Below are 24,613 nucleotides of genomic sequence, written 5' to 3'. Positions count from 1 at the left end.
GCGCAGGAGCGACTCGAGGCCGTCGGCGCTACGCGCTCGACCGCGCCGCCGCCGTCGCGTCGGCCAGGTCGCGCACGATCGTCAGCTCGGGGCGGGCGGCGAGGAGCAGCATCGCATGGCTCCAGGCGAGCGGCAGCACCCACGCGGGCCGGCCGTCGGGGAGCACCTGCTCGGGCAGCAGGTCGAGCCCGGTGCGGCGGGAGAGCACGTATTCGAGCGCGCCCCGATGCCCGACCTCGTCACCGAGCAGTCGACGGGCGAGGCCGAGCCACAGCGTGGAGATGAGCCAGGGATTGCCGCCGGCATACGTGTCGTCCTCGTGGCGGTAGGTGCCCCCGCACGGCGCCGCCAGCCCCGACGCGACGGCGTCCACCGTCGCACGCAGCCGCTGCGAGGAGAGGTCGAGCGACACGAACGGCCAGGCGAGGCCGAGCAGCGAGCTGTCGAGCCGTGTGTCGCGGGGATCGACGGAGCGGATGGTGCGGTTCGGGTACGGGAGGTTGCGCGCGAACGCGCACCCGGGAGGCAGGCCTGCGGCGTCCGACCGGCCGACGTTGCGCGAGCGCAGGAAGCGGCCGTGCTCCTCGCTCCAGAGATGGGCGTCCAGCGCGCACGCGATCGACGCGGCCGCCGCTGCGTATCGCCGCCGCAGGGCCGGCTCGTGTCGAGCGGCCATCGCGGCGCCGGCGCGCAGCCCTGCGACGGTCGCGGCCGCCGTGTAGGTGTGCTGGCCGTCGTGCTGCTCCCACAGGTCGACGCTCGCGAGCGGCAGGCCGGTCTCGCCGTCGACGAAGCGCGTGAGGAAGTCGGCTCCCCGGCGCATCGAGGGCCACAGCTCCGCGTCCAGCGACTCGTCCTCGAGCTCGCGCCACGCCGCCTCGTAGGCGAACAGCGCGGCGCCGGTCTCGTCGAGCTGGTGCATGCTCCAGGCCGGCGCGAGCGCTCCGTCCGTCCAGTGCCGCTGCAGCCACAGCCCCTCGGGCGCCTGGTGGCGGGAAAGCCAGCGCAGCGACGGGGCGACCAGGTCGGCCTTGCCGGCGGCGAGCAGCGCGAGCGAGATGTACGCGAGGTCGCGCGGCCACACGAAGCCGTAGCCGCCCGAGCGGAGGAATCGCGGGTCCATCTCGGGAGCGGCGACCGTGGCGCCGGTCGCGCGGTCGGTGAGATCCTCGAGCACGAGCAGCGAGCGCCGGTAGAGCGCGTCGAGCCCCTCGGGGCCCGGGGAAGCGGGCCGTGCCGCGGCGAGCCGCCCCGCGTCGTGGCGGCGGCGAGCCGTCTCGGCCGCGCCGGGCGCGGCGCGGCCGTGCTCCCGCACCAGCGCGAGCGCCGCGGCGGCGTCGGCGGCGAAGGCGACGAGCAGTGTGGCGTCGCCGCGGAGGTCGCCGGCGAGCGCCCCCTCGAGCGGCTGGCGGTGAGCGACGGCGTCGCCGTCGAGGCGACCGTCGCAGGCATCGTCGAGGACGGAGTAGTGGTGACCGCGCCGCGTTCGCCCGACCGCGCGCTCGTCGGCGCAGCTGAGCGCGATCGCGACGGCGACGTGCCGGCGGTAGAAGACGAGCGCGCCGGTGCCGGGGTCGACGTACGCGGCCCCGTAGAAGTGCGCCTCCTCGAGCATCGGGCAGCAGAGCGCGACGATGCGCCTGCCCTCGCCGTCGCTGTGGATACGCCGCACGAGCACCGGGTCGTGGGGATGCACGGCGTCGACGATCTCGACGGTGTGCTCGCCGTCTCGGGCCACCGTGCGGAGGATCGACGCGTCCTCGTCGTAGCGCTGCTCCCAGCTGAAGGGCTCCTCGTCGAGCCAGTGGGTGCGCCCGTTCGGGCAGAGGCCGAGGCGCAGCTCGCCGAGGTGCTGCGGGCCGTCGACGTGCGGCCAGAAGAGCCGCTCGACCTCCCCGCGCGCGGACAGCGTCACGAGCAGCGAGCCGTTGCCGAGCACGGCGGCAGGCATGAACGCGACGCGGCGCCCGGTCGCGTCGAAGGCGCCGGCTGGGCCGAGCTCCCCTTCCATTCTCACCGTGGCAACCGTCCAGCGGCAGACCGGGCCAGCTTCATGCGCACGTCGTCGAAGTCCCGGAACGGCCTGTAGTCGACGCCGAGCCCGCTGAGGTGGCGCGCGAGGCCGTCCCGCGCGAACACGACCTCCGCCGCGAGCGAGACGCAGCGGTCGGAGACGCCGTCGCCGACGAAGGCGAACGGCCCGAGCCCTTCGACGGAGCGGCGCTTGCAGGCTTCGCCGCAGATCGGGCAGGAGGCGGCCTCCGGGAAGACGGCGCGCCAGCCTGCGGGGTCGGGCACGACGCGGTTGGCGACGACGCGCGCGCGCACCCCCTCGCGCTCGAGCACCGGCTCGATGAGCTCGTGGAAGCCGGCCGAGACGATCAGCGGGTCGTGTGCGGCAACGAGCTCGGCAAAGCCCGGGCGGACGCGCACGGTCTCCAGGAGCCATGCCACGACCTCGTCGCGCCCCGCCTTCACCGTCTCCATCTCGCAGGCGATCACCTCGCGCAGGGTCATGCGGCGGCCGATCTCGGCCTCGAGCGCGCGGAACACGGCGAGGTCGCCGAACTCCGCGATGACGAGGTGGAGCGTGTCCGTCTCGGTCACCGTTCCGTCCCAGTCGAGGACGAGCGGCAGGACGCCCGCGCGCCTCACGCGACGGTCTGGCGCAGCACGCCGATGCCGGCTGCCTCGAGCTCGACCGGGCCGGAGAGCCCCTCCACCCGTCCGGCCGCCGGGCCGGCGAGGATGTCCCCGGGGCGCAGCGTCGTGCCGGCGCGGGCGAGCACGCGCGCGGCCTCCCAGTCGAAGCCGGCGCTGACGGTGCGGAGGCGCTCGCCGCCGCCGGCGCGGACGGAGAGCTCGACGTCCGCGCCCGGCAGCTCGTCGGGCGTGACGACGAAGGGGCCGAGCACGAGCGCGAAGTCCCTGTCCTTCGGCGCCGGAACCCCGGCGGCGCGCCACTCGGCGAGGGCGGCGAAGCCGCCGATCTGCTCGTCGGCGCCGATCACCGCCGCCACGCGCGGAAGCAGGTCGAGCGTGCGCGCCGGGCCCGCGATCGTCGCACCGGGGCCGGTGACGGCGGCGGCGTTGGCGAACGCGAACGTCTCCTGGCCGTCGAACAGGCGCACGGTGGGCGGATGCAGCACGGGAACGACGAACGTCACCGCGCCGAGCGCGTACTCGGCGTGCTCGCGCGCGCCGCCGCCGCCGAGGAAGAACGACTGCAGCGTCTGGGCGGCGAGGTGGACCACGCGGTCGCCGTCGACGCGGCCGACCCAGCCCCGCTCCAGCGGACGCCCGTTCGGGTGGAACATGCAGAGGCGCACAGCGCTCTATTCAACCTGCAGCCGCCGCTGCGCGCGGTCGGTCAGGGCTCCGTGTGCACGATCACCCCGGCCACGCCCGGCACGGCGGCGCGGATGCGCCGCTCGACGCCCGACGCGGTCGCGTGGGCGGCGGCGAGGCTCTCGGAGGGGTCGAGGGCGAGCGTGAGGAACACGACGAGCCCCTCGTCGGTGTGCAGGAACCGGATCGAGCGCGGCGGGCCGCCGACGGTCTCGCGCACGATCCTGTCGATCTCCGCGGGGTCGTCGTCGGCCTCGCTCCCGGCGGCGAGCTCGGCGAGAGGCTCGAGATGGGTCTGCACGTCGACGACCTCGGGTATCCCGTCCACGATCGCGCGCTCGACCTGCTCGGCGAGTCCGTGCGCCTCGTCGAGCGGCAGCTCGCCCGGGAGCTTCAGGTGCAGCGACACGTGAATCCCGTCCGGAAGCTCGATCACGGAGAGGTCGTGGATCTCGCGCACGCGCGGCACGCCCATCGCAGCCTCGCGCACGCGCTCCCGCAGCACCTCCTCCGCGCCGGCAGGCTCGACGTGCACGACCACGTCGCTGCCGGGCAGCACCCCCTGCACTGCGGCCTCGACGCGGTCGGCCAGCGCGTGCCCCTGCCCCACGGCGTCTCCGGGCGGCACGCCGATGACGACGTCCGTGAAGGTTCGTCCTGCCGCCTCGCGCAGGCGCAGGCGCCGAACGTCGACGGGCGGCTCGAGCGTGGCGATCGCGGCGCGGGCGGCGAGCACGGCCGCCGCCGGCGCCCGGTCCATGAGCACGTCGACGTTGCGGCCGATCAGGCGCGCGGCGGCGGTGACGACGAGGAGGGCGACGAACAGCGCCGCGAGCGAGTCGCCCTCCGCCCAGCCTGCGCGCACGGCGACGAGCCCGCCGAGCACGGCGAGCGTGCCCGCGAGGTCGCTGCCGAAGTGCAGCGCGTTCGAGAGCAGCGCCGGGCTCTCGTAGCGGCGCGCCGCGCGCAGCGACACGACGGTGCGGGAGACGTCGATCGCGATCACGACGCCGACGGCGGCGAACACCCACCAGGCCGCAGTCGTCTCGATCTCCACCCAGCCGCCGAGCCGCGCGACGGCGAGGACGCCGACGAGCACGCTCACGAGCAGGAGCACCGCCGCCTCGGCGAGCGCCGCCAGGTGCTCGGCCTTGCCGTGGCCGTACGGGTGTGACGGGTCGGCGGGCCTGCCCGCGACGCCGATCGCGAAGAACGTGAGCAGGGCGGCGACGAGATCGGTGCCGGAGTGCAGCGCCTCGGACACGAGCCCGAGGCTGCCGCTCGCAAGGCCGGTGCCGAGCTTGATCCCCACCAGCGCGAGGGCTGCTGCGACGGAGACGAGCGCGGTACGCCGCGGCGGGCTCATGCGCGCAGCGTATTCGGCGCAGGTCTAGTCCAGCGGAGGACTGACCTGGCGACGGCGCGCGGCGAGGATGCCGAGCCCGATCAGGAGTCCGCCCGCGACCTGCACGGCGCCGATGCTCTCGCCGAGCAGCACGACCGCGACCAGCGCCGCGACGAACGGCTGCAGGTTCGTGGCCAGCGTCGCCCGCGACGGGCCGATGCGGTCGAGCGAGCGGAACCAGAGCACGTTCGTGACGACGAGCGGCCCGAGCGTCGCGAACACGAGCAGCACCCACACCTTCCACCCGAGCCCCCAGTCCTGCGCGGTCGTCTGCGAGAGCCCGGACAGCGCGATCGGCAGCACGGAGAGGGAGAGCACGACGGCGCTGATGCGCGAGGGCGAGTAACGGCGCATGAGCGGTGCGATCAGCATCGAGTAGACGGCCCAGGTGGCGGCCGTGAGCATTCCGAGCAGGATGCCGCCGAGGTCGCCGCGGAGCTCGCCGCCCGAGCCGAGGGCGACGAGGCCGACGCCCGCGAACGAGAGCGCGGCACCGACCCAGAAGCGGCCGGGCAGCCGCTCCGTGCGCAGCGACAGCCCGAGCAGCGCGGCGAAGATCGGCGTCGCGGCGAGGATGAGCGCGATCACCGAGGCCGACGTCGTCTTGAGCGAGTAGACGAAGCCGATCTGGTTCACCCACAGGGTCGCCGCGGCGGCGAAGACGATGCCGATGTCGCGCCGCACGATCCGCAGCGAGCGCTCCGCGGCGAGTGTGATGGCGACGAACACCGCCGCAGCGAGCGCGTAGCGCACGGTGCCGTAGGCGAGCGGCCGGAAACCGTGCGTGAGGATGTAGCGCGTCACCGTGAGGTTGAGCGCCCACAGCCCGATCGCCGAGAGCAGCATCACCTCGACGGACGTCGGCCTGCGCATTCCCCGGACGGTAGTCGTTAGGCTTCGGCTCCGATGACAGAGCCGACCTTCGACGACATCGAGGCCCTCGCCGGGCCCGCCACGCCGCACTTCGCGTTCCAGATCCGGGCGCGCGTGCGCGAGCTGATCGCCGACCTGCCGGAGACGCACCCCGTGCGGAGGTTCGGCGAGGAGAAGATCGCCCTGCTCGAGAGACTCGGCTATGCGTCGTCGAAGGCGGAGGACGACGAGCCGGAGGAGCCGCGCGCCCGCATCGGCTGGGACGAGATCCCGTCGTCGGCGCCGGCCTCGCGCCCGCTGCCGCGCGGCGGCTGATGGGCCGCTCGGTCTTCGTCAGCGGAGGCTCGCGCGGGATCGGGAAGGCGATCGCGCTGCGCTTCGCCCGCGACGGAGCGACGCGGGTGGCGATCGGCTACATGCGCTCGGACACGGCAGCCGAGCAGACGGCCGGGGAGCTGCGCGCGCTCGGAGCCGAGCCCGTGCTCGTGCGCGGAAACGTCACCTCGGACCGCGTGCTGGAACAGGTCGCGGAGCTCGGGCCGCTCGACGTGCTCGTCCACAACGCGGCCACCGGCGTCATCCGCCCCGCCCTCGAGACCGAGGACAAGCACTGGGACTGGACGCTGAACGCGAACGCGCGCGCGTTCCTCGCGCTCACGCGCGTCGCGGCGCCGTCGATGCCGCCGGGATCGTCGATCGTGGCCATCTCGAGCCTCGGCTCGATCCGCGTGCTCGAGAACTACGTCCTCGTCGGCACCTCCAAGGCGGCGCTCGAGTCGCTCGTCCGCTATCTCGCTGTCGAGCTCGGGCCGCGCGGGATCCGCGTCAACGCCGTCTCGGGCGGCGTGGTCGAGACGGGCGCGCTCGCGCACTTCCCCAACAGGGACGAGATGCTCGCGATGGGCGCGCGCAACGCGGCGGGCCGCATCGTCGCCCCCGACGACATCGCCGGCGCCGTCGCGTTCCTGTGCTCCCCGGACGCCGAGATGGTGCGGGGTCAGACCCTCGTCGTCGACGGCGGCTTCTCGCTCACGGCCTGAGCGGCCGGGCGAGCGGCGAAGGCGCGCAGCGCCACCCGCAGCGAGAACGCGGCGGCCGGCAGCTCGACCAGCACCGCCATCAGCGCCGCGACGACCAGCTCGTCCCCGGGAGCGGCCGTCGTGACGTCGAACCAGGCGTCGCATACGAGTGCGGTCGCGAGCGCCGTGGCGAGCAGCGCGGTCGCGTCGCTGCGGCGCCAGACCGCCGCGAGGGTGCCGATCGCGAGCGCGGCGAGAGCGCTGTCGAACCCCGTCCACACGAGCGCCCAGTTCGTCTCGAGGTGCTCGTCCGGAAGCGCGAGGGAGAGGTAGACGGTCCACGGCACGAGCGAGACGACCACCGCCCCGAGCACGACGAGCGCGGCACGCCGGCCGTCGCGTCGCCCGTCAGCGTCCATGACGGGATCCCGCCGTCTCGCGCCCGCGCGAGAACGGCTTCGGCAGCTGCCCCTCCGCCCACGCGGCCGCGAGCCCCGCCCGCGGCAGGCCGAGCAGACCGCTGTAGACGAGGTAGCGCGGTACCCAGGCAGGCGAGAACTTCGCGTTGAAGCGGTAGAGGCTCTCGATCTGGAAGAACGGGTTGCCGAGGGAGACGATCCGCCCCAGCAGCCGCTCCACCCGGCTCCTGGGATCGTGGATGAAGCGCGCGAAGGCGGCGAAGTTGAGCGAGACATGCTCGACGCCGCGGTCGCGGAGCGCCTCGAGCGAGCGGGCGACGAGGAACTCCGTGAGCCCGTTCGGGGTCGCGGGACGGCGCCGCATGAACGAGAGCGAGACGGCCGCGCGACCGTACGACGGCACGAAATGGAGGAACCCGCACACCCGCTGCTCCGCGTCGCGCGCGACGGCGACGAGCGTCTCGCTCTGGTGCGCGCCGCGCAGGCCGTCCATCGCCATCGTGAACCCGCGCTCGTGCGCCCCCTGCAGCCAGGCGTCGGTGACGGACTCGAGCTGGCACAGCTCGTCCTCCGACAGCGCCCCGAGCTCGCTGAGCGCGAAGGTGAAACCCGCCTTCTCGAGCCGGGTCACCGACTGGCGCACTTTGCGGATCGCTCGCCCTTCGAGCGAGAAGGCACGGGTGTCGACGACGGCTTCGTCGCCGAGGTAGAAGCGGCGCAGCCCCTGCTGCTCGAACAGCGCCGCGACCTCCTCGCTCACTCCCACCGCGCCGAGCCGCAGTCCGCGCTCCTTTGCGAACGCGACCGCCTCGCGGACGAGGGCGGGGATCGATGCGGGAGCGCCGACGGGGTCGCCCGAGCAGAGGAGCACCCCTCCCTCGACGCGGTAGGCGACGAACGCGTCGCGCCCGGCGTCGAACAGGTAGTGGATGTCCTGTCGCAGCTTGAAGAACGCCAGCGTGTCGCCGCCGTGGCTGCGCACGAGCTCGGCCGCCGCTCGGCGCAGCGACGGATCGGGCAGGCTGCGCGGCGCCGCCAGGGGGCGCAGCACGAGCCAGATGCAGACGACGATCGACGCGACGCCGAGCAGGTGCACGGCGAGGGGAACGTAACCGAGCTCGTCCGTGTACGAGAGCCTGCCCGGCTGCCACAGCAGCAGCGAGATCGTCTCCCGCACCACCCCTCCACCGCCCTCGGCCGCTGCTGCGACGAACACCGCGGCGACGGCGAACGTGCCGGCGAGGACGAGCGGGACGCGCCACGCGGCGGAGCGCAGGCGTACCGGGTCGTGGCGTACGTGGAACGAGTCGCGTCCCCACCACAGGAGCGCGGCACCCGCGAAGCTCAGCGCCGCCTCCTCGACATCGAGGCCCTTGACGAGGTCGATCACCCCGAGCGCGAGCAGCGCCGCGAGCGCCGCCGCCCAGGCGAAGCGGCGGCGGCGGGCGAGATAGAAGGCGGCGACGAGCAGGAGCGTCCCCGCCGGCAGAGCGAGCGCATGGAAGACCTTCATGGCGCCGATCGGCTCCACCTGCAAGAGCAGCCGCCCCCGCCAGGAGGCGTTCGGCGTGAGCGCCGAGGCGATGTTCACGACCGCGACCGCCGCAACCGCGATCGCGGCCGCCGCCGGCACGAGACGGCGCGGCTCGCCGTGACGCCGCCGCACGGGCACGGGCTAGCCCCTCCCGGCGATACGCCCGACCGTCGCCTTCGCGATCATCCCCGCCATGCGGGGATTCTCCTGCAGGCGACGGAGCGAATACTCGTACCAGCGCCGGCCGAAGGGGACGTACACGCGTACCCGGTGCCCGCCGGCGACGAGCTCCGTCGCGCGGCCGGGGCGCACGCCGAGCAGCATCTGGAACTCGTACGCGTCCGGCCCGAGCCCGGCGACACGCCGGAGCGTCTCCCCGATCAGGTGCTCGTCGTGGGTCGCGACGGCGACCCTGCAACCTGCGTCGAGCAGCGCCTCGAGACAGGCCAGGTAGGAGCGGCGCACGACGTCGTCCTCCTGGAAGGCGATCGACGCGGGCTCGACGTAGATCCCCTTGCACAGGCGCACGCTCGGGCGCAGGTCGCGCAGGTCGCCGATGTCTGCGAGCGTCCGCTTCAGGTACGCCTGCAGCACGATGCCGACGTTGTCGAGCCCGCCTTCGCGCAGCCCGCGGTAGAGCGCCAGCGTGTCGTCGACGCAGGTCGCGTCCTCCATGTCGATGCGCACGAACGTGCCGCGCGCCCGCGCCTCGCGCACGAGCGACTCGAGCAGCTCGCGGCAGAGGCCGAGGTCGAGCTTGAGCCCGATCCCCGTGAGCTTCACCGAGACGTTCGCGTCGAGCCGGTCGGACTCGATCGCCGCGAGAACCGCGCGGTAGGCGTCGGCGATCGCCCGCGCCTCCTCGTGCCGGGTGATCTCCTCGCCGAGCACGTCGACGGTGGCCCGCTTCCCCTCGGCGTTGAGCGCGGAGACCGTGCGGCGGGCGTCGTCGAGCGTCGGACCGGCGATGTACGGAGCGGAGACGCGACGCACGACCGACCGTGGCACGGCCGGCAGGACACGGACGAGAGCGCGGTCGAGAAGGCCCATCGCGGCCGATCGTACCGTCGCCCGTCTGCGCTCCCGGGCTACTCGTGCATGAAGCCCCGGCGGGCCGCCGAGACCAGGGCGACGGCCTCCGGGAAGAGCACCCGCATCGCGTCGCGGAGGGCGATCGCCTGCTCGTCGATGCCGCCCGACGGCTGCAGCTTGCCGAGCGCGGCCGCGGTCAGCTCGACGGCGGTGTTGAGCGTCAGCGTCGCGAACTGCTCGCGCTGCGCCTCCTTGACGCTCTCGCTCTGCTGCTCGGCGAACTCGCGCAGTCCCCGCATGATCTCCTCGGGGTCGCCGCCGAACGGGAAGAAGCCGCCGCCTTCCATGGCCGCAGGTTAGACGAGACGGGCCCGGTAGGAGTCCTCGACCTCGCGCAGCAGCGCATCCACGGCTCCCTGTGCGGCCCTGAGCGCGGCGGTGAACGGCGACGGGCAGGCCGGGTCGAGCGCCAGCTCCAGGCGCCGGGCGGCAGCCCCGATACCGTCCAGGCGCACGGGCGAGGCGAGCTGCGGCGGCGCGCCGATCACGCGCTGGAGCGCGCGCACCGCGTCCTCCGCCTCGGCGATGCCCTCGGGGGCCTCGCTCATCCGCAGCGCCACGAGCCGCGCGAGCAGCTCGTCGAGATCGCCGCCGGCAGCGGACTCCGCCGCGATCTCGCACAGCGCCGCGATCGCGACGACGTCGCGCACCTCACCCCGCGCGGTCACCGGCACGCCGTCGTCGTCGAGCACGAGCCAGGCGCGCTCACCGCCTTCGCTCTCGTAGGCGCAAAGGTAGGCGCGCACGCCGGGCGTGGGCTCGGCGGCGAGCACGGCGCTGACCGCCGCCTGCTCCGGCGCGTGCTGCGCCGCGGCCGCCGCGATGCGCTCGAGGTCGGCGAGGAGCGTCACCGTGCCAGGATAGAGACCGATGTCCGACCGACGCCGCCATGCGCAGCAGCTCTTCGCTCCGCTCGGCCCGAGCTACGACCGGGTCGGGGCGACCCTCTCGCTCGGCCAGGACCCGCGCTGGCGGCGCTTCATGGTCTCGCGCCTGCCGCGGGACGGCGGCACGGTGCTCGACGTCGCCACCGGCACGGGCCTCGTCGCCGCGCAGCTCGTGCGCCGCGGCTTCCGGGTCACCGGGCTCGACCAGAGCCCCGCCATGCTGGCCGAGGCGCGCCGGCGCTTCGGCGGCCGCGTCGAGCTCGTCGAGGCCTCGGCGACGGAGATCCCGTTTCCGGACGCGTCCTTCGACCATCTCACCTTCACGTACCTGCTCCGCTACGTCGACGATCCCGCGGCGACGCTGCGCGAGCTCGCGCGCGTCGTGCGGCCGGGAGGGACCATCGCCTCGCTCGAGTTCTGCCTGCCGCGGGGCATCTGGCGCCCTCTCTGGGATCGCTACGTCGCGGTCGGCCTGCCCGCCGCGGGCAGGCTCGTCTCACCGGGCTGGCACGAGGTCGGCCGCTTCCTCGGCCCCTCGATCCGTGACTTCTACGAGCGCTTCCCGTTGGAGCTGCAGCTCGGGCTGTGGGCCCGCGCCGGCGTGCGGGACGTGCGCGCCCGCCGCATGAGCCTCGGCGGCGGCGTCGTCGTATGGGGGGTCAAGAGATGACGGCACGGCGCCGATGAGGCCGGCGTTCTACGCACTGCGGCCGGGCGGCTGGCGCGACTGGGTGACGCTCCTGCACCCGCCCTACACCGCCTGGCACCTGTCGTACGTCGTCGTCGGCGGCGCCCTTGCCCCCGCCGTCTCGTGGACGCGCCTGGGCCTGACGCTGCTCGCGTTCTTCCTCGCGATGGGAATCGGCGCGCATGCGCTCGACGAGCTCTGCGGCCGCCCGCTCGGCACCGGCATCCCCGGGCGGATGCTCGGCGCGCTCGCGCTCGTCTCCATCACGGCGGCGTGCGCGATCGGGATCGCCGTGGCCGCCGCCTTCAGCCTCTGGATCCTCCCGCTCGTCGCCGCCGGCGCCTTTCTCGTCCCCGCGTACAACCTCGAGCTCCTCGGCGGCCGCTTCCACTCCGACCTCTGGTTCGCGCTCGCGTGGGGCGCCTTCCCCGTGATCACCGGCTACGTCGCGTGCGCGGGCACGATCCGCGTGGAGGCCGTGCTCGCGGCCGCGTGGGCGGCGGCGCTCGCGCTCGCGCAGCGCCGGCTCTCCACCGCCGCCCGTACCGCCAGGCGCCGTGTCGCCTCGGTCACGGGCGCGCTCGAGCTCGCGGACGGCACCTCGCAGCCCGTCACGCGGGAGCTGCTCGCCGCCGCGCCGGAGGCCGCGCTTCGCCTGCTCGCGCTCTCGGCGGTCGTGCTCGCCGCCGCGCTCGTCGCGTTCCGGGTGTAGATGATTAGGGTGAGGTCGTGGCCGTCTGGATATTCACCGCGGGCCTCGTGGCCGCGCTCGTCGCGGTCGCCGCGCTGCTGCTCGCCCTGCGACGGGCGCGCGCCCGCGCCGCCGCCGCCGACGCGCTGATCGCGGCAGCCCGCTCGCAGCTCCGCGCCGCCGTCGAGGAGGAGACCGCGGCCCACGTCGAGGAGATCCGCCACGTGCTGGCCCGCGAGCGCGCCAACGCGATGTCGCAGCTCGTGGTCGAGGAGCGCCGCATCGCCGAGGAGCGACGGGCGTCCGCAGCCGAGCGCGAGCGGCGGGCGGGCGAGTCGCTGAGCGAGACGCTGTCGGCCGTCGAGCGCCGCCTGGAAGACCGTCTGCGAGGCGTCGTCGAGGATGTCGACCGTGCCGGGCGCCATCTCGAGGCGCGGCTCGCCCGCCTGATACAGCGCCAGCAGCAGGCGATCGCGGAGGTCGAGGCTCGTATCGAGGCGGAGGCGGCGGAGCTCGGCTCGACGGCCGACGAGCAGCGCAAGGCAGTGCTGCGGCTGCGCGAGGAGCTCGAGCGCGCCGCGAGCACCGCCGTCACGGAGGCGCTCGACGAGCTGGAGGCGCAGACGCTGGAGCGGCGGCGCGCGATCGAGGAGATAACCGAGCGCCTGCGGGCGCGGGAGGCCGCGATCGCCGAGGGAATCGAGCGCGCCGAGACGGATGCGCGGGCTCGGCTGGAGGTCACGCTGGTGGAGTTCGAGCGCAGGCAGACCGAGCGGCTCGAGCGCGTCAGCGAGCGCGAGATCGAGCGTCATGCCCAGATCGCGGGGGCCGCATTCGAGGAGCGGATGCGGGAGATCCGCGAGGAGGCGGCGTCGCAGCTCAGCCGCGAGCTCGACCGGGCGGTCGAGTTTCTCTCGCGCGAGGAGCTCGCGCGACGCCTCGACGAGGCGACCTGAGCCGCCCAACTATCGGCGGGAGGGAACGTCGTATCAATCACGAATCTCCCGGCACAAGATGGCTGAGACGACCGAAACACCCGTTGAGCAGGAGAACGAGCAGGCGAAGGTCGAGAGCTGGCGCCTGCACGTCCTCATCGAGGGCGGCTTCCCGCTGCCGCTCGCGGAGCGGCTCGCCGCGAGCGAGGCGGACCTCCACACCTGCATCGACCTGATCCGCCAGGGCTGCTCGCCGGCGACCGCCGCCGAGATCCTGCTGTAGCCGCGCGAGGCCTGCGCCGCCGCCCCGCCGAGGTGACGCGAGCACGGGCGTCTACGCTGCCCGTATGAAGGTCGAGCCGATCCTCTACGGCGAGCGCAAGGTGTATCCCGTCTCCGCCTTCAACCGCGGCGTCGCAAGCTGGCTGCGGCGGCTCCCCGAGCTCTGGGTCGAGGGCGAGGTGACAGAGCTGCGCCGCAACGAGGCGTGGGCGACCGTGTTCTTCACGCTCAAGGACCCGGCGACCGGCGCCTGCCTGCCGGCGACGATGCAGCGCCGGAGCTTCGACGCGCTGCAGCTCGGGCTCGCGGACGGCGAGCGCGTGCACGTGCAGGGGCGAGCGGAGCTGTACGAGGCGAAGGGGGAGCTCGCGTTCCGGGCGGCCGCGATCGAACGGCTGGGCAGCGGCGACCATCTCGCCGCGCTCGAGCGCCTGAAGCAGGCGCTCGCCGCCGAGGGCCTGTTTCGCGCCGAGCGCAAGCGCCCGCTGCCGCGCTTCCCGCGCGCCGTCGGCCTCCTCACCGGCGCCGACGCGGCCGCCAGGGGCGACGTGCTCACCGGCATCCGCGCCCGCTTCCCGCCCGCCCACGTCGTCGTCGCCGAGACGCGGGTGCAAGGAGCGGGTTCCGCGGAGCGCATCGTCGCCGCCCTGTCGGCGCTCGCAGCCCACCCGCGCGTGGACGTCGTCATCGTCGCCCGCGGGGGCGGCAGCTTCGAGGACCTGCTGCCGTTCAGCGACGAGCGCGTCGTGCGCGCCGTCGCCGCCTGCCCGGTGCCGGTGGTCTCGGCCGTCGGCCACGAGCAGGACACGCCGCTGTGCGACCTCGCCGCGGACGCGCGCGCGTCGACGCCGACCGCGGCGGCACGCATCGTCGTGCCCGACGCCGGCGAGCTGCTGGCGTCGCTCCAGCGCTCGCGCACGGGACTCGAGCGCTCCGTGCGGCGCCTGCTCGAGCGCGACCGCGAGCGGCTCGCGCGACAGCACGACCGCCTGCGCGCGGCACCGCGGCTGCTGCTCGAGCGCAGGCGGGCCGCGCTCGACCGGTCGGGCGCCCGTCTGCAGGCGCTCTCGCCCCGGGCGACGCTCGAGCGCGGGTATGCGATCGTCCGTCACGGCGACGCGGCTGTCCGCGACGCGGCTACGGTGCCCGCGGGAGCGCACGTGGAGGTCGAGCTGGCGCGCGGCGCGCTCGCGGCGCTCGTCGAGGAGGTGCGGCGGTGAGCGAGGCGGAGAGGCCGTTCGAGGAGCTCCAGCGCGAGCTGGAGGAGATAGTCGGGCGGCTCGAGCGCGGCGACGTGCAGGTGGACGAGGCGATCGTGCTGTGGCAGCGCGGCGAGGAGCTGTATCGCCGCTGCGCCACGATGCTCGAGGCGGCCGAGGGGCGGATCGAGGCGCTGTCGGCCGACGCCCGTGACAGCGGCGAGCCCGGTCTGTAAGGTCGCGCCATGCCGCGGCCCTCGGCAGCGCTCATCCGCTCCGTGCCCCTCTTCGCCGACCTCGACGACAGGACCGTCGAGCGGCTCGCCGGCGAGTTCATCGAGCGCCACTTCGACGCGGGCACGGCGATCGCCACCGAGGGCGTCGACGGGCTCAACTTCTTCGTCGTCGCAAGCGGCGAGGCGACGGTCAGCGTCGGCGGCGAGCAGGTCGGCACGCTCGGCCCCGGCGACTCGTTCGGCGAGGTCGCGCTCGTCGACAAGTCTGCCCGGTCGGCAACCGTCGTCGCGACGATGCCGCTCGTGGCCTATGCGCTCCCCGTGTGGAGCTTCCGGCCGTTCGTCGAGCAGCGCCCCGAGCTCGCGTGGAAGCTGCTCGAGACGCTCGCCGAGCGCCTCCGCGCGGCAGAGTCGCGCTAGCCGGGGCACTGTGCCGAACGCGGACGACGGCGCCTCGAGACGTGACGGAACAGACGGATCCCGCATCTCCGCCGGCCGTGGCCGCGCCGGCAAGCCCGCTCGACCGTTTCCTCGACGAGCTCGAGGCGCCTGCGCCCGCTCCCTCGGGCGGCACGGCGGCCGCGACGGCCGCCGCCATGGCCGCGGCCCTCGTCGTCATGGTCGCGCGCGGAACGCCGACGTGGGAGGAGGCGCCGGGCATCGCCGCGCAGGCGCGCAGGCTGCGCGAGCGCCTGCAGCTGCTGGGAGACGAGGACACGCGCGCGTACCGGGCCGTGCTCGACGCGATGCGCGACGTACCGGGGAGGACGCCCGAGCAGCGCGACTTCGCGCTCGGCCGCGCGCTGATCGCGGCGGCAGAGGTGCCTCTGCGCATCGCGGACGCCGCCGCCGACGTCGCCGAGCTGGCGGCGCTCGCCGCGGCCGCGGGCAAGCACACGCTGCGCCCCGACGCGACCGCGGCCGCGATCCTCGCCGCGGCCGCGGTGCGGGCGTCCGCCCACCTCGTCGACGTGAACCTCTCCACCGTCCCGGCGGGCGAGCACTCCGGCCGCGCCGCCCGTCTCGCCGCGGCCGCCGAGGCGGCCCGGAGCCGTGCCCTGGGAGACGCATGAGCTCCTCCCTGCCTAGCGTGGACGCCACGCGCTTGCAGGCCCCGCCTGGCCGCGCTCATCGAGCGGCGCGGGCGGCCCCTCCCTCAGAGCGCCGGCGTGTGCTCGCGCGCTGCCTCGGACCCGACCCTTGCCGCCTCGCGCGCGATGATCGCGTCTTCCTCGTACTCCTGCTCCTCCTCCATGCGCTGCAGGGAGGCGAGCGAGAGCCCCTCGCGGGTGAGGAAGGCGAGCCCGACGCCGACGCCGACCGACATCTCGACCGCCTGCAGGACGAGCGCGAACGCGAACCCGACGCCGTAGGCGACCCCGTAGGTGACGAGAGGCAGCGCGACGGCCGCCTGCAGCAGGCCGATGTTGCCGGGCCAGAACGGGAAGATCGTGGCGACGTTCATCAGCAGCAGCACGAGGCCCGCCGCCGGCAGGTGCACGCCGAGGTCGAACGCCCGCATCACCGCGTAGACGGCGAGGAGCTGCAGGACCCAGCCGCCGAGCTGGAAGAACGCCGCGCCGGCGGCCGGCAGCGGCGCCCGCAGGACCACGAGCCCCTGCCGCCCCATCACGAGCAGCCGTCTGAGCGAGCTGACGCCCGCGTCGAGCGCGTGCGCCGCACCGTGTGCCCGCCGCACGGAGATGACCGCGGCCGAGAGCAGCGCCAGCCCGACGAGCCCGAACACGACGAGGCTGGTCAGCGCCCAGTGCGGAATCTTCGCGGTCGCGAAGACGTAGGCGACGAGGAGCGCGACGGCGGGGAAGTCGAACAGCCGGTGCGCGAACACGGTGCCGAGCAGGGTCGCCGTCGTCCCGCGTCCGTGGCCGGGCAGATGGCGGCGCAGGACGGCGACGCGTGCGAGCTCGCCGGCACGGGCGGGTAGCACCGCGTTTCCGAGCAGCCCGACGCCGAACGACGAGAACACGTGCCCGAACGACGGCTGCGGGTCGGGCAGCGCCTGGCCGATCGTCAGCCGCCACGCGATCGCGCGCACGAGCACCGAGAGCAGGTTGAGCACGACCGCGAGCGCGACCCAGCGCCATGCGACGAAGTCGAAGGCGTGGTAGACGGTCGTCCAGTCGGGGCCGCGCCACCAGAGGGCGAGCAGCGCGGAGCCGAGCAGCGCGAGCACGAGCACGCCGCGCGCCCACGGGCTCTTCAGCAGCCGCAGCCCGGCGCTCACGCGGCGACCGGCTTCCGGCCCTTCCGCACGGCCCGCTCGTAGATCTCCTCCAGCCGGCGGGCGATGTCGGGCCAGCCGTACTTCTCCACCGCCACCTGCCGCGCCGCGGCGCCCATCGCCTCCCGGCGCGGCTCGTCGGCCAGCAACGCGACGACGGCGTCCGCGAGCGCCGCCGGGTCGTCGGGCGCGACGGCGACCGACGACGCGGGCGTGATCACCTCCCGGTAGCCGGGGATGTCCGAGGCGACGACAGGGAGCGCGCAGGCGAACGCGTTGGTCAGCACCATGCCGAAGCTCTCGCCGCCGAGCGACGGCGCCACGAGCGCCTTCGTCCGCGACAGCAGGGCCGTCAGCTCGTCCTTGGGCAGGAAGCCGAGGATGTCGATCCCGTCGTCCGGCACGCGCAGCCGCGTCAGCAGCAGGCGCACGGCGAGCGGGTCGGAGCCGCACACGCGCAGGCGGGCGCCCGTACGCTCCCGGATCGCCGGCCAGGCCCGCAGCAGCACGTGGAGGCCCTTGCGCGGCTCGTGGCGGCCGGCAAAGGTGATCGTGTGCTCGCGCCCGGCGGGCTCGACGCCGTCGGGCAGGACGACGCCGTTGGGGACGATCGTGTAGTCGCCCGGGAGCCAGCGTTCAGCCGAGGCGCGTGCGCGCTCGGAGACGGCGATGCGCTCGTCGATCCGGTCCATCAGAAACGCCCAGGCCGGCATGCCGAGCTTCATCCAGCCGAGATCGCCGGAGGCATGGTGCGTGGCGACGATGGGCGAGGTCGCGAACACCAGCGTCGCGATGCAGGTGACCGGGGTCATCGGCTCGTGCAGGTGGACGACGTCGAAGCGCTCGCGCTCGAGCACGCGCCGGATGCGCAGGACGGCGCGCGGGCTGAGGATGATGTTGGGAAGCGAGCCGTTGGCCGGCACGATCACCGAGCGCCCGATCGGGATCACGTTCGCGGGCGGCTCGCCGTGCCGGCCGACGCGCGGGTGCAGGGTGCGCGTGAACTGCCCCGGGGGGTCGTTGCCCATGACGAGGCGCACCTCGTGGCCGCGCGCCTCGAGCGCCGCCGCCTGGGCCTCGGCGTGTTCGAGCACCCCGCCCCAGAATGACCACGAGAACGGCACGACGATGCCGATCTTCACGCGTGGAGCCTATTCACTCGGAGGCCGCGCCGGGAAGGACGCGCTCCCATACGGCGGCGAGCTCCCGCAGCGTCGTCTCGTCGAGGTGCGCGAGGAAGCGCTCGCGGACGCCGCGCAGGTGCGTGGGCCGGGCCTGCGCGAGCCGCGCACGCCCTGCGGCGGTGAGGTGGGCGAGCAGGCCGCGCCGGTCGTCCGCGCAGCGTGACCGCTCGACGAGGCCGTCGCGCGCGAGCCGGTCGACGAGGCGGGTGAGCCCGCTCTGGCTCAGCAGCACCGCGTCGGCGAGCTCGGACATGCGCAGCCGCGCCCCGGGGGAGCGCTCGAGGACGAGCAGCACCTCGTAGGCGTGGAGCGGCAGGCCGTGCTCCTCCTGCAGCTCGCGGTCGAGCTCGCGCACGAGCTGCGCGTGCACGCGCAGCAGTCCGCGCCAGGCGCCGAGCTCTGCGGGAGTGAGCCCGTTGAGCGAAAGTGTTTGCATGTACAATTATCTTACTTGCCTGGACAAGTATTCATGATGGGGCGACACTTCGCCACGAAGGGAGGACCGATGCGGCTCGAGGGCATCCACCACGTCACGTGCATCACCGGCGACGCGCCGGGCAACGTCGACTTCTACACCGGCGTGCTCGGGCTGCGTCTGGTGAAGAAGACGGTCAACCAGGACGACCCGACCGTCTACCACCTCTTCTACGCGGACGAGGCGGGCAGCCCCGGCGCGGACATCACCTTCTTCGAGTATCCGGGCGCCCGCCGCGGCCGGGCGGGGGCCGGGATGGTGCATCGCGTCACCTTCCGCGTCGCCTCCGAGGCCGCGCTCGACTTCTGGGAGCAGCGCCTCGAGGGCGCGGGCACCCCGACGCGCCGGGCGGACGGGCGCCTCCGCTTCGACGATCCGGAGGGTCTCGGGCTCGAGCTCGCCGCCGTCGAGACGAGCGACGCGCCGCTCGTCGCCGGGCACCCAGAGATCCCCGCGCAGCACGCGCTGCAGGGGTTCGACGGCGTGCGCGCCTTCGCCGCGAGCCCGGATGCGAGCCGGCGTCTGCTCGAGCAGACGCTCGGCTTCACGCCGGCGGGAGCGGCAGCGTGGGAGGTGCGCGGCGGCGCTCGCGGCGGCGTCTACGCCTACGACGCCCCGCCGGGCTCGGGAGCCGGGGTTCCCGGCGCCGGCACGGTGCACCACGTCGCCTTCGCCTCCCCGACGGACGAGCACGGCGCCTGGCTCGACGCGGTCAGGGCTGCGGGGCTCGGCGCCAGCGGCGTCATCGACCGCTTCTGGTTTCGCTCGATCTACTTCCGGGAGCCGAGCGGGGTGCTGTTCGAGATCGCGACGCTCGGCCCCGGCTTCTCCGTCGACGAGGATCCGGAGCACCTGGGCGAGGCGCTCATCCTGCCTCCCGCGTTCGAGCACCTGCGGCCCCGGATCGAGCCGCTGCTGACGCCGCTCCCCGACCCGCGCGCGTCGTGGGCGACGGCATGAACGGGGCGCTCCGCTTCCTCGAGCGCCCTGCCGCCGGCGAGCCCGAAGGGGCGCTCGTGCTGCTGCACGGTCGCGGCGCCGACGAGCACGACCTCTTCCCCCTGCTCGACGCGCTCGACCCCGAGCGGCGCCTGCTCGGGATCACGCCGCGCGGGCCGCTGGCGCTGCCGCCGGGCGGCGCCCACTGGTACCGGCTCGGCGGCATCCCCACGCCCGATCCGGCCACGTTCTTCCCGACGTTCGCGGAGGCGGCCGCGTTCCTCGACTCCCTGCCGGTGCCCGTCGACCGCGTCGTGCTCGGCGGCTTCTCGCAGGGGGCGGTGATGAGCTGGGCGCTCGGGCTCGCGGCCGGCCGGCCGCGGCCGGCCGCGATCGTGGCTCTGTCGGGATTCATGCCGCAGGTGGAGGGCCTCGAGCTCGACCTGACGGCGCTCGACGGCTATCCGATCGCGGTTGCGCACGGGTCGCACGACCCCGTCATCCCTGTCGAGCTCGGTCGCGCGGCGGCCGAGCGCGTGCGCGCAGCCGGCGCCGAGGTGCTCTGGCGCGAGTCGCCGCTGCCGCACACGATCGACCCTCGCGTGCTGCCGGAGCTGCAGGCGTTCGTCGCGGCCGCGACGTAGCGGCTGGAAGTCTTCGTCACCGAGCTGGTAGCTGCGCTCGCGCGCGGACACGGCGCCTGGCTGGGCCGGGCCCCGTTCGGGGGATTCTCGTCGGTGAGGCGCATGTTTCTCGGCTGCTGGCGCTCTTGCCGGGTGAACGCGCGACCAGACGCGACAGACGAAGGAGGACGAGATGTCGAAGCGGAAGATCGGGATCATGATGGCCGCCGGTGTGATCGCCGCCGGCCTGGGCGTTGCCTCGGCGTTGGCGGACACGACGCCCGCGGGAAACACCTCGACCGCCACGTCGGACGTGCAGGGCGGCCAGCAGGGCGTCGACGAGCAGGGCGCGGCGAACGACGTCGCCGATGCCGCGGACGACGTCCAGGCGGAGGCCGCAAGCACGGCCGCCGACGACCAGAGCGGCGACCAGCAGGGCCCGAACGACCAGAGCGAGGAGCAGGGCGACAACGGCCAGAGCGGCCAGGAGGGCTAGCAGGCGCCGTCCCAGGAGAGCCCGCACGCGGGCCCGCCTTCCTCCCGTCGAGAAAGGACTGCGCCATGCACCGTGTACCGCTTCTGCTCGTCGCGACCGTCGCGCTCCCGCTGGCACTCGCGGCGGGCGCCGGCGCGAGCGCCGCCACGCTGCGCACGACCCTGAACACCTGGTCGAAGCAGATCAGCGCGGACGGGAGGTCGGTCGCGCTCGCGGCCCGTCGGCGCCACCCCCGCCGAATGACCTACAGCGCCGATCGGTTCCACCGGGACGCGCTGCGCGCCCGCTCGGCGATCGCGGCCCAGGAGCCCACGACGGCCAAGGGTCGCCGAGCGCGCCGTCTCGCCCTCACGGCGTACACGTACTACTCCCTCGCAGGCAGCATGTGGGCCGCCAGCGGGCGCGCCCGCCTCGCCCACCAGCGTGCGGCCTCGATCACGTACGCCGAAGACGGCGCGCGCTACGCCAAGACCGGGAACAGGCTGCTCGTCGCCGCCGGAAGGCTGCTCCGCTGATCCATCACGAAGCGGTCGATACCGCGCCCTAGAGCTCGAGACCACTTCCCGGACGCGGCCGCCGTGTGAGAGTCACCTACCTCACCGTGCCTACGAGAGGTCCTCGCCCGCGTTCGCGTCAGGGACCGGCGGTGGTGTCGGTGGGCGCTGTCGCCGGGTCATCCGTGGCTGTAGGCGAGCTGTCCGCGGGCGCCGGATCGAGGGTCGGCGTGGTGTCGACGCTGGACGTCATGTCGGCGGGTGGCGTCGTGTCGGTCGGCGCGGTGTCTGTCGTTTCCGGCGAGTCGGCGGCGGAGCTCGGGTTGCTCGAGGCGGTCGGGTCGGCTGCAGGATCTGCCGGGTTGGAATCGGTGCCGGCAGCGCCGGTCGATGTTCCTTCGCTCGGCGCCTGGGCGCTGCCGGCTGTGGTCGCGCCGGCGGGGCTGATGCCGCCGGAGGGGACGGCGGCGCGGTCGGACGCGTAGGGCGGGCTGCCGAGTGGGTCGCGGCCGCTCGTGAGCGGGAACAGACTGCCGGCCACCGGTTCTCCGAGCAGCCGGTCGAGAGCGCTCGAGACCGTGCCTGCATTCGGCGCGGGGGTCCGCGCGGAGAGATCGAGGGGGGCACGGTGGGCCGTGGTGCGGTCGTAGAGGACGCCGCCCCCGATCCCGGCCGAGCCGACGACAACAGCTCCCACGAGGGCTCCGAGCTTGGCCGCCGCGGGAATCCCCGCGGTCGCCGCTGCTCCCGTGGCGGCTCCGCGCTCGCCGAGGAGGCGTCCGAGGCGGTGCTGGAGGAGCACGACCGGAGTGAGAACGAGGTTCGCGGCGCGCACGGCAGGCTCGAGGCCGTCGCGCACCTGTCGGCGGGCGCGCACGAGCAGCGATTCGATGGCTGACTCGGTCGCGCCCAGCGCCTCGGCCACCTCGGCGTAGGAGAGTCCGGCGAACTCGCGCATCAGGAAGGCGGTGCGCTGCTTGCGAGGCAGGTCGTTGATCGCGCGCCAGAGCGCCGCCAGGTCGAGGTTGCGAATGGCCTCGTCGAGCGGATTGTCCGCCGCCGAGGCGGGGGCGTTGCTCTCGTCGAGGGCCACCGGCTGGCGCCGCCGCTGCGCCGTGCGCGCCCAGCACTCGCGGCGTGCGATCGTCGCGAGCCAGGGCGCGGGCAGCTTCGGGACGGTGCCGTCGATGAGGCTCCCGAAGGCCGAGAGAAACGTCTGCTGGGCGGCGTCCTCGGCGTCGAACGGGTTGCGCAGCAGCAGCTGGCAGAGCGCCCGGATCATCCGGGAGTGCTCTTCGTACAGCCGCCCGATGCAAAGTGCCGCTGGGTCGCTTCCGTCGCGAGCCGGGGAGTTGCCGGGATGGGCCGGCGTGCGTTCGAAGGCGGCCATCGTCAAGAAGGCATATCGGCTGCGAGTGGGGCCGCCGTGAGGGCGATGCCCGTCCGCCCGCCGGCGAAGGCGAGCGACGGGAGCGCGAGAGCGGCGATGGCCGCGAGAGCTGCGGGAGGCGATTTCACGACCGGTCCTTTGCGGGGGGCGTTGTTCGAACGGCTAGAGAGCCGACCGTCGCCTTTCCTGCGCGGCAGCTCCGAAGATCCCCCGATCGGTGCCCGCCGGGGCAGCGCTCGACGGCGAACGGCACAGGCAGCTCGCGCCCATCGCTCGGTCGCGCCGAAGGACGGGCCTTCTCACGGGCCACGGCGCCCGGGACGGTGTTCTGGATGCAACGACTCGATCGGCGTGAGATCGCGCTCGTGCGCGACCAGCCTCCGGTTGTGAGCGCCGCCGCTACGCGACGATCTCCTGCGCGGGAAGCCGGCCCGGAGTGACCCCGACGGGGGATCTTGCGGCGCCGACCGCAGGACCGACCACGAGCTCTTCTCTTACGCAGTCATCGAGCGAGATCGGTCACGACCTCGGCTCGTGCGTCCGAGGCTACGAAAGGAATGGGCCAGAAATGACAAGGGCATTGATCACCGGGATAACGGGACAGGATGGCGCCTACCTCAGCCGATATCTGCTCGGAAAAGGCTACGACGTCGTTGGCCTCGTTCGACGGAACTCGACGCCGAATCTCGACCGCCTCGAGCAGCTTGGGATCGTGCACGACGTGAAGCTCGTCGAGGGCGATCTCGGCGACCAGCTTTCGATCATCAACGCTGTCAACGACGCGGCGCCTGCGGAATTCTACAACCTCGCCGCCCAGAGCTTCGTGCCGGAGTCGTGGAAGACCCCGGCGCAGACGGGCGAGTGTACCGGCCTCGGCGTCACGCGCTGCCTGGAGGCGGTCAAGGTGGTCGATCCGACGATCCGCTTCTACCAGGCCTCCTCGAGCGAGATGTACGGCAAGGTCGCCGAGGTCCCACAGCGGGAGACGACGCCGTTCTACCCGCGCAGCCCCTACGGAGTGGCCAAGGTCTACGGCTACTGGATCACGGTCAACTACCGCGAGAGCTACGGCATCTACGCCTGCAACGGGATCCTGTTCAACCACGAGTCGCCGCTGCGGGGGCCCGAGTTCCTGCCCCGGAAGGTGACCTCCGCCGTGGCCCGGATCGCACTCGGGCTCCAGCACGAGCTTCGTCTCGGGAATCTCGAAGCGCGTCGTGACTGGGGCTTTGCCGGTGACTACGTCGAGGCGATGTGGCTGATGCTGCAGCAGGACAAGCCCGACGACTACGTCGTCTCGACCAACGAGACCCATACGGTGGGCGAGCTGGTCGACATCGCCTTCCGGCGCGCCGGCATCGGCGACTGGGAGAAGCATGTCGTGATCGATCCCGCGCTGTACCGGCCGGCCGAGGTCGATCTGCTCAAGGGAGACGCGACGAAGGCGCGGACGAATCTCGGCTGGAGGCCGCGGGTCGCATTCGAGGAGCTCATCTCGATGATGGTCGACGCGGATCTCGACCGCGAGCTGCGGAAGCTGCCGGCATCGCTGACCGCCATTGCCGCGGCCGCCTGAACCACTCGCTCAGCACACATCCAACCGTAGGAGGAACGAGATGAAGAGATCGAAGATCGCGCTGCTCGGCTGCACGCTGGCCATGGCCAGCGTGGCAGCGGCCGCGGAGGCCGGGCGTGCCGGCTACGGGCCCGCCCCGGCCACGGGCCCGGCCGGCTCCGGCGCCTTCTCGCAGGTTCTGGCCAGCGCGACCCGCAGCTCGAGCGGGGGCTCGCTCACCGCTCGCACCGGCAGCACCTCGGTGGCCGTCGCGATTCCGGCCGGCGCGCTCCAGTCTCCCGTGCAGCTCACGCTCGTCGGTGCCGACAACACGCGGCGGGCCCGCCTGCCCGGACAAGCCCACGCGAGCATCGCCGTACGCGCCGCGACCACCGAAGGGATGCCGATCCAAGGCCGCATCTCCGCCCGGCCGATGACCGTCACGCTGAAGAACCCGGCCGTCAAGCCCGGCGACCGCGTTGTCGGCTGGAGCGCAGCCAAGCGCGCGTTCGTCGCGATCCCGAGCAGGCTCGTCAGGTTCGCTCGCGGCTCGGTGACGATCCAGTTCAACCGCCCCTCCGAGTTCGCGGTGCTGGCCGCCCGGTGA

At 73.8% G+C, this 24,613-nt stretch carries 30 protein-coding genes; 16 read left to right on the top strand and 14 right to left on the bottom strand.

Annotation, left to right across the window (positions count from 1 at the left end; translation table 11 throughout):
* Window positions 1-28 precede the first annotated feature (28 nt).
* The 5 genes from Gocc_RS15895 to Gocc_RS01920 are packed head-to-tail and all read right to left on the bottom strand — an operon-like array spanning window position 29 to window position 5,626.
* On the bottom strand, window positions 29-2,011 hold the full coding sequence (locus Gocc_RS15895) for a glycoside hydrolase family 15 protein (protein WP_340148091.1): 1,983 nt from the start codon (window positions 2,009-2,011) through the stop codon (window positions 29-31).
* 2 nt (window positions 2,012-2,013) lie between these two features.
* Window positions 2,014-2,655: an HAD-IB family phosphatase gene (locus Gocc_RS01935; RefSeq protein WP_114794838.1), complete on the bottom strand. Its 642-nt coding sequence runs from the start codon at window positions 2,653-2,655 to the stop codon at window positions 2,014-2,016.
* Complete coding sequence (locus Gocc_RS01930) at window positions 2,652-3,329, bottom strand: fumarylacetoacetate hydrolase family protein (protein ID WP_114794837.1); 678 nt, start codon at window positions 3,327-3,329, stop codon at window positions 2,652-2,654. Before Gocc_RS01930 ends, Gocc_RS01935 begins: the two co-directional genes overlap by 4 nt.
* 41 nt (window positions 3,330-3,370) lie before the next feature.
* On the bottom strand, window positions 3,371-4,714 hold the full coding sequence (locus tag Gocc_RS01925) for a cation diffusion facilitator family transporter (protein WP_114794836.1): 1,344 nt from the start codon (window positions 4,712-4,714) through the stop codon (window positions 3,371-3,373).
* A 24-nt stretch (window positions 4,715-4,738) separates the two neighbouring features.
* Entirely contained in the window at window positions 4,739-5,626 is an 888-nt protein-coding gene (locus Gocc_RS01920; RefSeq protein ID WP_114794835.1) for a DMT family transporter, read from the bottom strand.
* A 33-nt stretch (window positions 5,627-5,659) separates the two neighbouring features.
* Here Gocc_RS01920 and Gocc_RS01915 point away from each other — a divergent pair, with 33 nt between their 5' ends.
* Together Gocc_RS01915 and Gocc_RS01910 are read left to right on the top strand one after the other, a co-directional pair.
* Complete coding sequence (locus Gocc_RS01915; protein WP_114794834.1) at window positions 5,660-5,941, top strand: hypothetical protein; 282 nt, start codon at window positions 5,660-5,662, stop codon at window positions 5,939-5,941.
* Window positions 5,941-6,666, top strand: coding sequence for an SDR family oxidoreductase (locus tag Gocc_RS01910; RefSeq protein ID WP_114794833.1), 726 nt, complete (start codon window positions 5,941-5,943; stop codon window positions 6,664-6,666). Before Gocc_RS01915 ends, Gocc_RS01910 begins: the two co-directional genes overlap by 1 nt.
* Here the strand turns inward: Gocc_RS01910 and Gocc_RS01905 are convergent.
* The 5 genes from Gocc_RS01905 to Gocc_RS01885 are packed head-to-tail and all read right to left on the bottom strand — an operon-like array spanning window position 6,624 to window position 10,541.
* The gene (locus tag Gocc_RS01905; RefSeq protein WP_114794832.1) at window positions 6,624-7,064 is read right to left on the bottom strand and encodes a hypothetical protein; all 441 of its coding nucleotides are present in this window, start codon (window positions 7,062-7,064) and stop codon (window positions 6,624-6,626) included. The genes Gocc_RS01910 and Gocc_RS01905 overlap by 43 nt on opposite strands.
* Window positions 7,054-8,730 carry a bifunctional lysylphosphatidylglycerol flippase/synthetase MprF gene (locus Gocc_RS01900; RefSeq protein WP_147281155.1) on the bottom strand — a complete coding sequence of 559 codons (1,677 nt, stop codon included), beginning with the start codon at window positions 8,728-8,730 and terminating at the stop codon, window positions 7,054-7,056. Before Gocc_RS01900 ends, Gocc_RS01905 begins: the two co-directional genes overlap by 11 nt.
* 9 nt (window positions 8,731-8,739) lie before the next feature.
* A complete protein-coding gene (locus tag Gocc_RS01895; RefSeq protein WP_114794830.1) occupies window positions 8,740-9,648 on the bottom strand; it encodes a proline dehydrogenase family protein in 909 nt (302 codons plus the stop codon).
* Between the two features lie 38 nt (window positions 9,649-9,686).
* Window positions 9,687-9,977 carry a hypothetical protein gene (locus tag Gocc_RS01890; RefSeq protein ID WP_114794829.1) on the bottom strand — a complete coding sequence of 97 codons (291 nt, stop codon included), beginning with the start codon at window positions 9,975-9,977 and terminating at the stop codon, window positions 9,687-9,689.
* Window positions 9,978-9,986: 9 nt separating this feature from the next.
* Window positions 9,987-10,541 (bottom strand): hypothetical protein, encoded by a 555-nt coding sequence (locus tag Gocc_RS01885; RefSeq protein ID WP_114794828.1) that lies wholly within the window; start codon window positions 10,539-10,541, stop codon window positions 9,987-9,989.
* A gap of 19 nt (window positions 10,542-10,560) precedes the next feature.
* On the opposite strand from Gocc_RS01885, the gene Gocc_RS01880 reads away from it, so the two are divergent.
* The 8 genes from Gocc_RS01880 (at window position 10,561) to Gocc_RS01845 (ending at window position 15,681) form a co-directional block, all read left to right on the top strand.
* On the top strand, window positions 10,561-11,247 hold the full coding sequence (locus Gocc_RS01880; RefSeq protein ID WP_114794827.1) for a class I SAM-dependent methyltransferase: 687 nt from the start codon (window positions 10,561-10,563) through the stop codon (window positions 11,245-11,247).
* A gap of 13 nt (window positions 11,248-11,260) precedes the next feature.
* Window positions 11,261-11,977, top strand: coding sequence for a hypothetical protein (locus tag Gocc_RS01875; RefSeq protein ID WP_114794826.1), 717 nt, complete (start codon window positions 11,261-11,263; stop codon window positions 11,975-11,977).
* Between the two features lie 17 nt (window positions 11,978-11,994).
* Window positions 11,995-12,912 carry a coiled-coil domain-containing protein gene (locus tag Gocc_RS01870; protein ID WP_114794825.1) on the top strand — a complete coding sequence of 306 codons (918 nt, stop codon included), beginning with the start codon at window positions 11,995-11,997 and terminating at the stop codon, window positions 12,910-12,912.
* A gap of 58 nt (window positions 12,913-12,970) precedes the next feature.
* Window positions 12,971-13,174 carry a hypothetical protein gene (locus Gocc_RS01865; protein ID WP_114794824.1) on the top strand — a complete coding sequence of 68 codons (204 nt, stop codon included), beginning with the start codon at window positions 12,971-12,973 and terminating at the stop codon, window positions 13,172-13,174.
* Window positions 13,175-13,238: 64 nt separating this feature from the next.
* Window positions 13,239-14,393 carry an exodeoxyribonuclease VII large subunit gene (gene xseA / locus Gocc_RS01860; RefSeq protein ID WP_114794823.1) on the top strand — a complete coding sequence of 385 codons (1,155 nt, stop codon included), beginning with the start codon at window positions 13,239-13,241 and terminating at the stop codon, window positions 14,391-14,393.
* Complete coding sequence (gene xseB, locus Gocc_RS01855) at window positions 14,390-14,608, top strand: exodeoxyribonuclease VII small subunit (protein ID WP_114794822.1); 219 nt, start codon at window positions 14,390-14,392, stop codon at window positions 14,606-14,608. The genes xseA and xseB overlap by 4 nt, the downstream gene beginning before the upstream one ends.
* Before the next feature lie 9 nt (window positions 14,609-14,617).
* Complete coding sequence (locus Gocc_RS01850; protein ID WP_114794821.1) at window positions 14,618-15,028, top strand: cyclic nucleotide-binding domain-containing protein; 411 nt, start codon at window positions 14,618-14,620, stop codon at window positions 15,026-15,028.
* A 41-nt stretch (window positions 15,029-15,069) separates the two neighbouring features.
* On the top strand, window positions 15,070-15,681 hold the full coding sequence (locus tag Gocc_RS01845) for a cyclodeaminase/cyclohydrolase family protein (protein WP_181813287.1): 612 nt from the start codon (window positions 15,070-15,072) through the stop codon (window positions 15,679-15,681).
* 83 nt (window positions 15,682-15,764) lie between these two features.
* On the opposite strand, the gene Gocc_RS01840 is transcribed toward Gocc_RS01845, so the two are convergent.
* Genes Gocc_RS01840 through Gocc_RS01830 form a run of 3 tightly spaced genes read right to left on the bottom strand, consistent with a single transcriptional unit; the run spans window position 15,765 to window position 18,470 of the window.
* Window positions 15,765-16,853: a lysylphosphatidylglycerol synthase transmembrane domain-containing protein gene (locus Gocc_RS01840; RefSeq protein ID WP_181813286.1), complete on the bottom strand. Its 1,089-nt coding sequence runs from the start codon at window positions 16,851-16,853 to the stop codon at window positions 15,765-15,767.
* Window positions 16,850-17,992, bottom strand: coding sequence for a glycosyltransferase family 4 protein (locus Gocc_RS01835; RefSeq protein WP_114794819.1), 1,143 nt, complete (start codon window positions 17,990-17,992; stop codon window positions 16,850-16,852). Before Gocc_RS01835 ends, Gocc_RS01840 begins: the two co-directional genes overlap by 4 nt.
* 13 nt (window positions 17,993-18,005) lie before the next feature.
* Window positions 18,006-18,470: a MarR family winged helix-turn-helix transcriptional regulator gene (locus Gocc_RS01830; RefSeq protein WP_114794818.1), complete on the bottom strand. Its 465-nt coding sequence runs from the start codon at window positions 18,468-18,470 to the stop codon at window positions 18,006-18,008.
* A gap of 33 nt (window positions 18,471-18,503) precedes the next feature.
* Here Gocc_RS01830 and Gocc_RS01825 point away from each other — a divergent pair, with 33 nt between their 5' ends.
* The 4 genes from Gocc_RS01825 to Gocc_RS01810 all read left to right on the top strand — a co-directional run bounded on the left by Gocc_RS01825 (window position 18,504) and on the right by Gocc_RS01810 (window position 21,082).
* Window positions 18,504-19,469 carry a VOC family protein gene (locus Gocc_RS01825; protein ID WP_220150390.1) on the top strand — a complete coding sequence of 322 codons (966 nt, stop codon included), beginning with the start codon at window positions 18,504-18,506 and terminating at the stop codon, window positions 19,467-19,469.
* A complete protein-coding gene (locus Gocc_RS01820; protein WP_114795136.1) occupies window positions 19,466-20,092 on the top strand; it encodes an alpha/beta hydrolase in 627 nt (208 codons plus the stop codon). The genes Gocc_RS01825 and Gocc_RS01820 overlap by 4 nt, the downstream gene beginning before the upstream one ends.
* Window positions 20,093-20,264: 172 nt before the next feature.
* Window positions 20,265-20,567 (top strand): hypothetical protein, encoded by a 303-nt coding sequence (locus Gocc_RS01815; protein ID WP_114794817.1) that lies wholly within the window; start codon window positions 20,265-20,267, stop codon window positions 20,565-20,567.
* Between the two features lie 65 nt (window positions 20,568-20,632).
* A complete protein-coding gene (locus tag Gocc_RS01810; RefSeq protein WP_114794816.1) occupies window positions 20,633-21,082 on the top strand; it encodes a hypothetical protein in 450 nt (149 codons plus the stop codon).
* Window positions 21,083-21,200: 118 nt separating this feature from the next.
* On the opposite strand, the gene Gocc_RS01805 is transcribed toward Gocc_RS01810, so the two are convergent.
* On the bottom strand, window positions 21,201-22,451 hold the full coding sequence (locus Gocc_RS01805) for a sigma-70 family RNA polymerase sigma factor (protein WP_114794815.1): 1,251 nt from the start codon (window positions 22,449-22,451) through the stop codon (window positions 21,201-21,203).
* Between the two features lie 568 nt (window positions 22,452-23,019).
* Between Gocc_RS01805 and gmd the strand changes: the two genes are divergently transcribed.
* Both gmd and Gocc_RS01795 read left to right on the top strand, forming a co-directional pair.
* On the top strand, window positions 23,020-24,027 hold the full coding sequence (gene gmd / locus Gocc_RS01800; protein ID WP_114794814.1) for a GDP-mannose 4,6-dehydratase: 1,008 nt from the start codon (window positions 23,020-23,022) through the stop codon (window positions 24,025-24,027).
* Window positions 24,028-24,067: 40 nt separating this feature from the next.
* Complete coding sequence (locus Gocc_RS01795) at window positions 24,068-24,613, top strand: hypothetical protein (protein WP_114794813.1); 546 nt, start codon at window positions 24,068-24,070, stop codon at window positions 24,611-24,613.

Origin of the sequence: Gaiella occulta (genome assembly GCF_003351045.1) — a bacterium.
GTDB lineage: Bacteria > Actinomycetota > Thermoleophilia > Gaiellales > Gaiellaceae > Gaiella > Gaiella occulta.
This window is presented reverse-complemented; position numbering and strand designations above follow the sequence as displayed.

Excerpts from the sequence above, each read along its gene's own strand:
- Gocc_RS01850 (WP_114794821.1), top strand. The coding sequence starts at position 14,618 with ATGCCGCGGCCCTCGGCAGCGCTCATCCGCTCCGTGCCCCTCTTCGCC.
- Gocc_RS01795 (WP_114794813.1), top strand. The coding sequence starts at position 24,068 with ATGAAGAGATCGAAGATCGCGCTGCTCGGCTGCACGCTGGCCATGGCC.
- gmd (WP_114794814.1), top strand. The coding sequence starts at position 23,020 with ATGACAAGGGCATTGATCACCGGGATAACGGGACAGGATGGCGCCTAC.
- Gocc_RS01915 (WP_114794834.1), top strand. The coding sequence starts at position 5,660 with ATGACAGAGCCGACCTTCGACGACATCGAGGCCCTCGCCGGGCCCGCC.
- Gocc_RS01905 (WP_114794832.1), bottom strand. The coding sequence starts at position 7,064 with ATGGACGCTGACGGGCGACGCGACGGCCGGCGTGCCGCGCTCGTCGTG.
- Gocc_RS01820 (WP_114795136.1), top strand. The coding sequence starts at position 19,466 with ATGAACGGGGCGCTCCGCTTCCTCGAGCGCCCTGCCGCCGGCGAGCCC.
- Gocc_RS01830 (WP_114794818.1), bottom strand. The coding sequence starts at position 18,470 with ATGCAAACACTTTCGCTCAACGGGCTCACTCCCGCAGAGCTCGGCGCC.
- Gocc_RS01920 (WP_114794835.1), bottom strand. The coding sequence starts at position 5,626 with ATGCGCAGGCCGACGTCCGTCGAGGTGATGCTGCTCTCGGCGATCGGG.
- Gocc_RS15895 (WP_340148091.1), bottom strand. The coding sequence starts at position 2,011 with ATGGAAGGGGAGCTCGGCCCAGCCGGCGCCTTCGACGCGACCGGGCGC.
- Gocc_RS01895 (WP_114794830.1), bottom strand. The coding sequence starts at position 9,648 with ATGGGCCTTCTCGACCGCGCTCTCGTCCGTGTCCTGCCGGCCGTGCCA.
- Gocc_RS01805 (WP_114794815.1), bottom strand. The coding sequence starts at position 22,451 with ATGGCCGCCTTCGAACGCACGCCGGCCCATCCCGGCAACTCCCCGGCT.
- Gocc_RS01910 (WP_114794833.1), top strand. The coding sequence starts at position 5,941 with ATGGGCCGCTCGGTCTTCGTCAGCGGAGGCTCGCGCGGGATCGGGAAG.
- xseA (WP_114794823.1), top strand. The coding sequence starts at position 13,239 with ATGAAGGTCGAGCCGATCCTCTACGGCGAGCGCAAGGTGTATCCCGTC.
- Gocc_RS01810 (WP_114794816.1), top strand. The coding sequence starts at position 20,633 with ATGCACCGTGTACCGCTTCTGCTCGTCGCGACCGTCGCGCTCCCGCTG.
- Gocc_RS01890 (WP_114794829.1), bottom strand. The coding sequence starts at position 9,977 with ATGGAAGGCGGCGGCTTCTTCCCGTTCGGCGGCGACCCCGAGGAGATC.
- Gocc_RS01880 (WP_114794827.1), top strand. The coding sequence starts at position 10,561 with ATGTCCGACCGACGCCGCCATGCGCAGCAGCTCTTCGCTCCGCTCGGC.
- Gocc_RS01815 (WP_114794817.1), top strand. The coding sequence starts at position 20,265 with ATGTCGAAGCGGAAGATCGGGATCATGATGGCCGCCGGTGTGATCGCC.
- Gocc_RS01865 (WP_114794824.1), top strand. The coding sequence starts at position 12,971 with ATGGCTGAGACGACCGAAACACCCGTTGAGCAGGAGAACGAGCAGGCG.
- Gocc_RS01875 (WP_114794826.1), top strand. The coding sequence starts at position 11,261 with ATGAGGCCGGCGTTCTACGCACTGCGGCCGGGCGGCTGGCGCGACTGG.
- Gocc_RS01925 (WP_114794836.1), bottom strand. The coding sequence starts at position 4,714 with ATGAGCCCGCCGCGGCGTACCGCGCTCGTCTCCGTCGCAGCAGCCCTC.
- Gocc_RS01825 (WP_220150390.1), top strand. The coding sequence starts at position 18,504 with ATGATGGGGCGACACTTCGCCACGAAGGGAGGACCGATGCGGCTCGAG.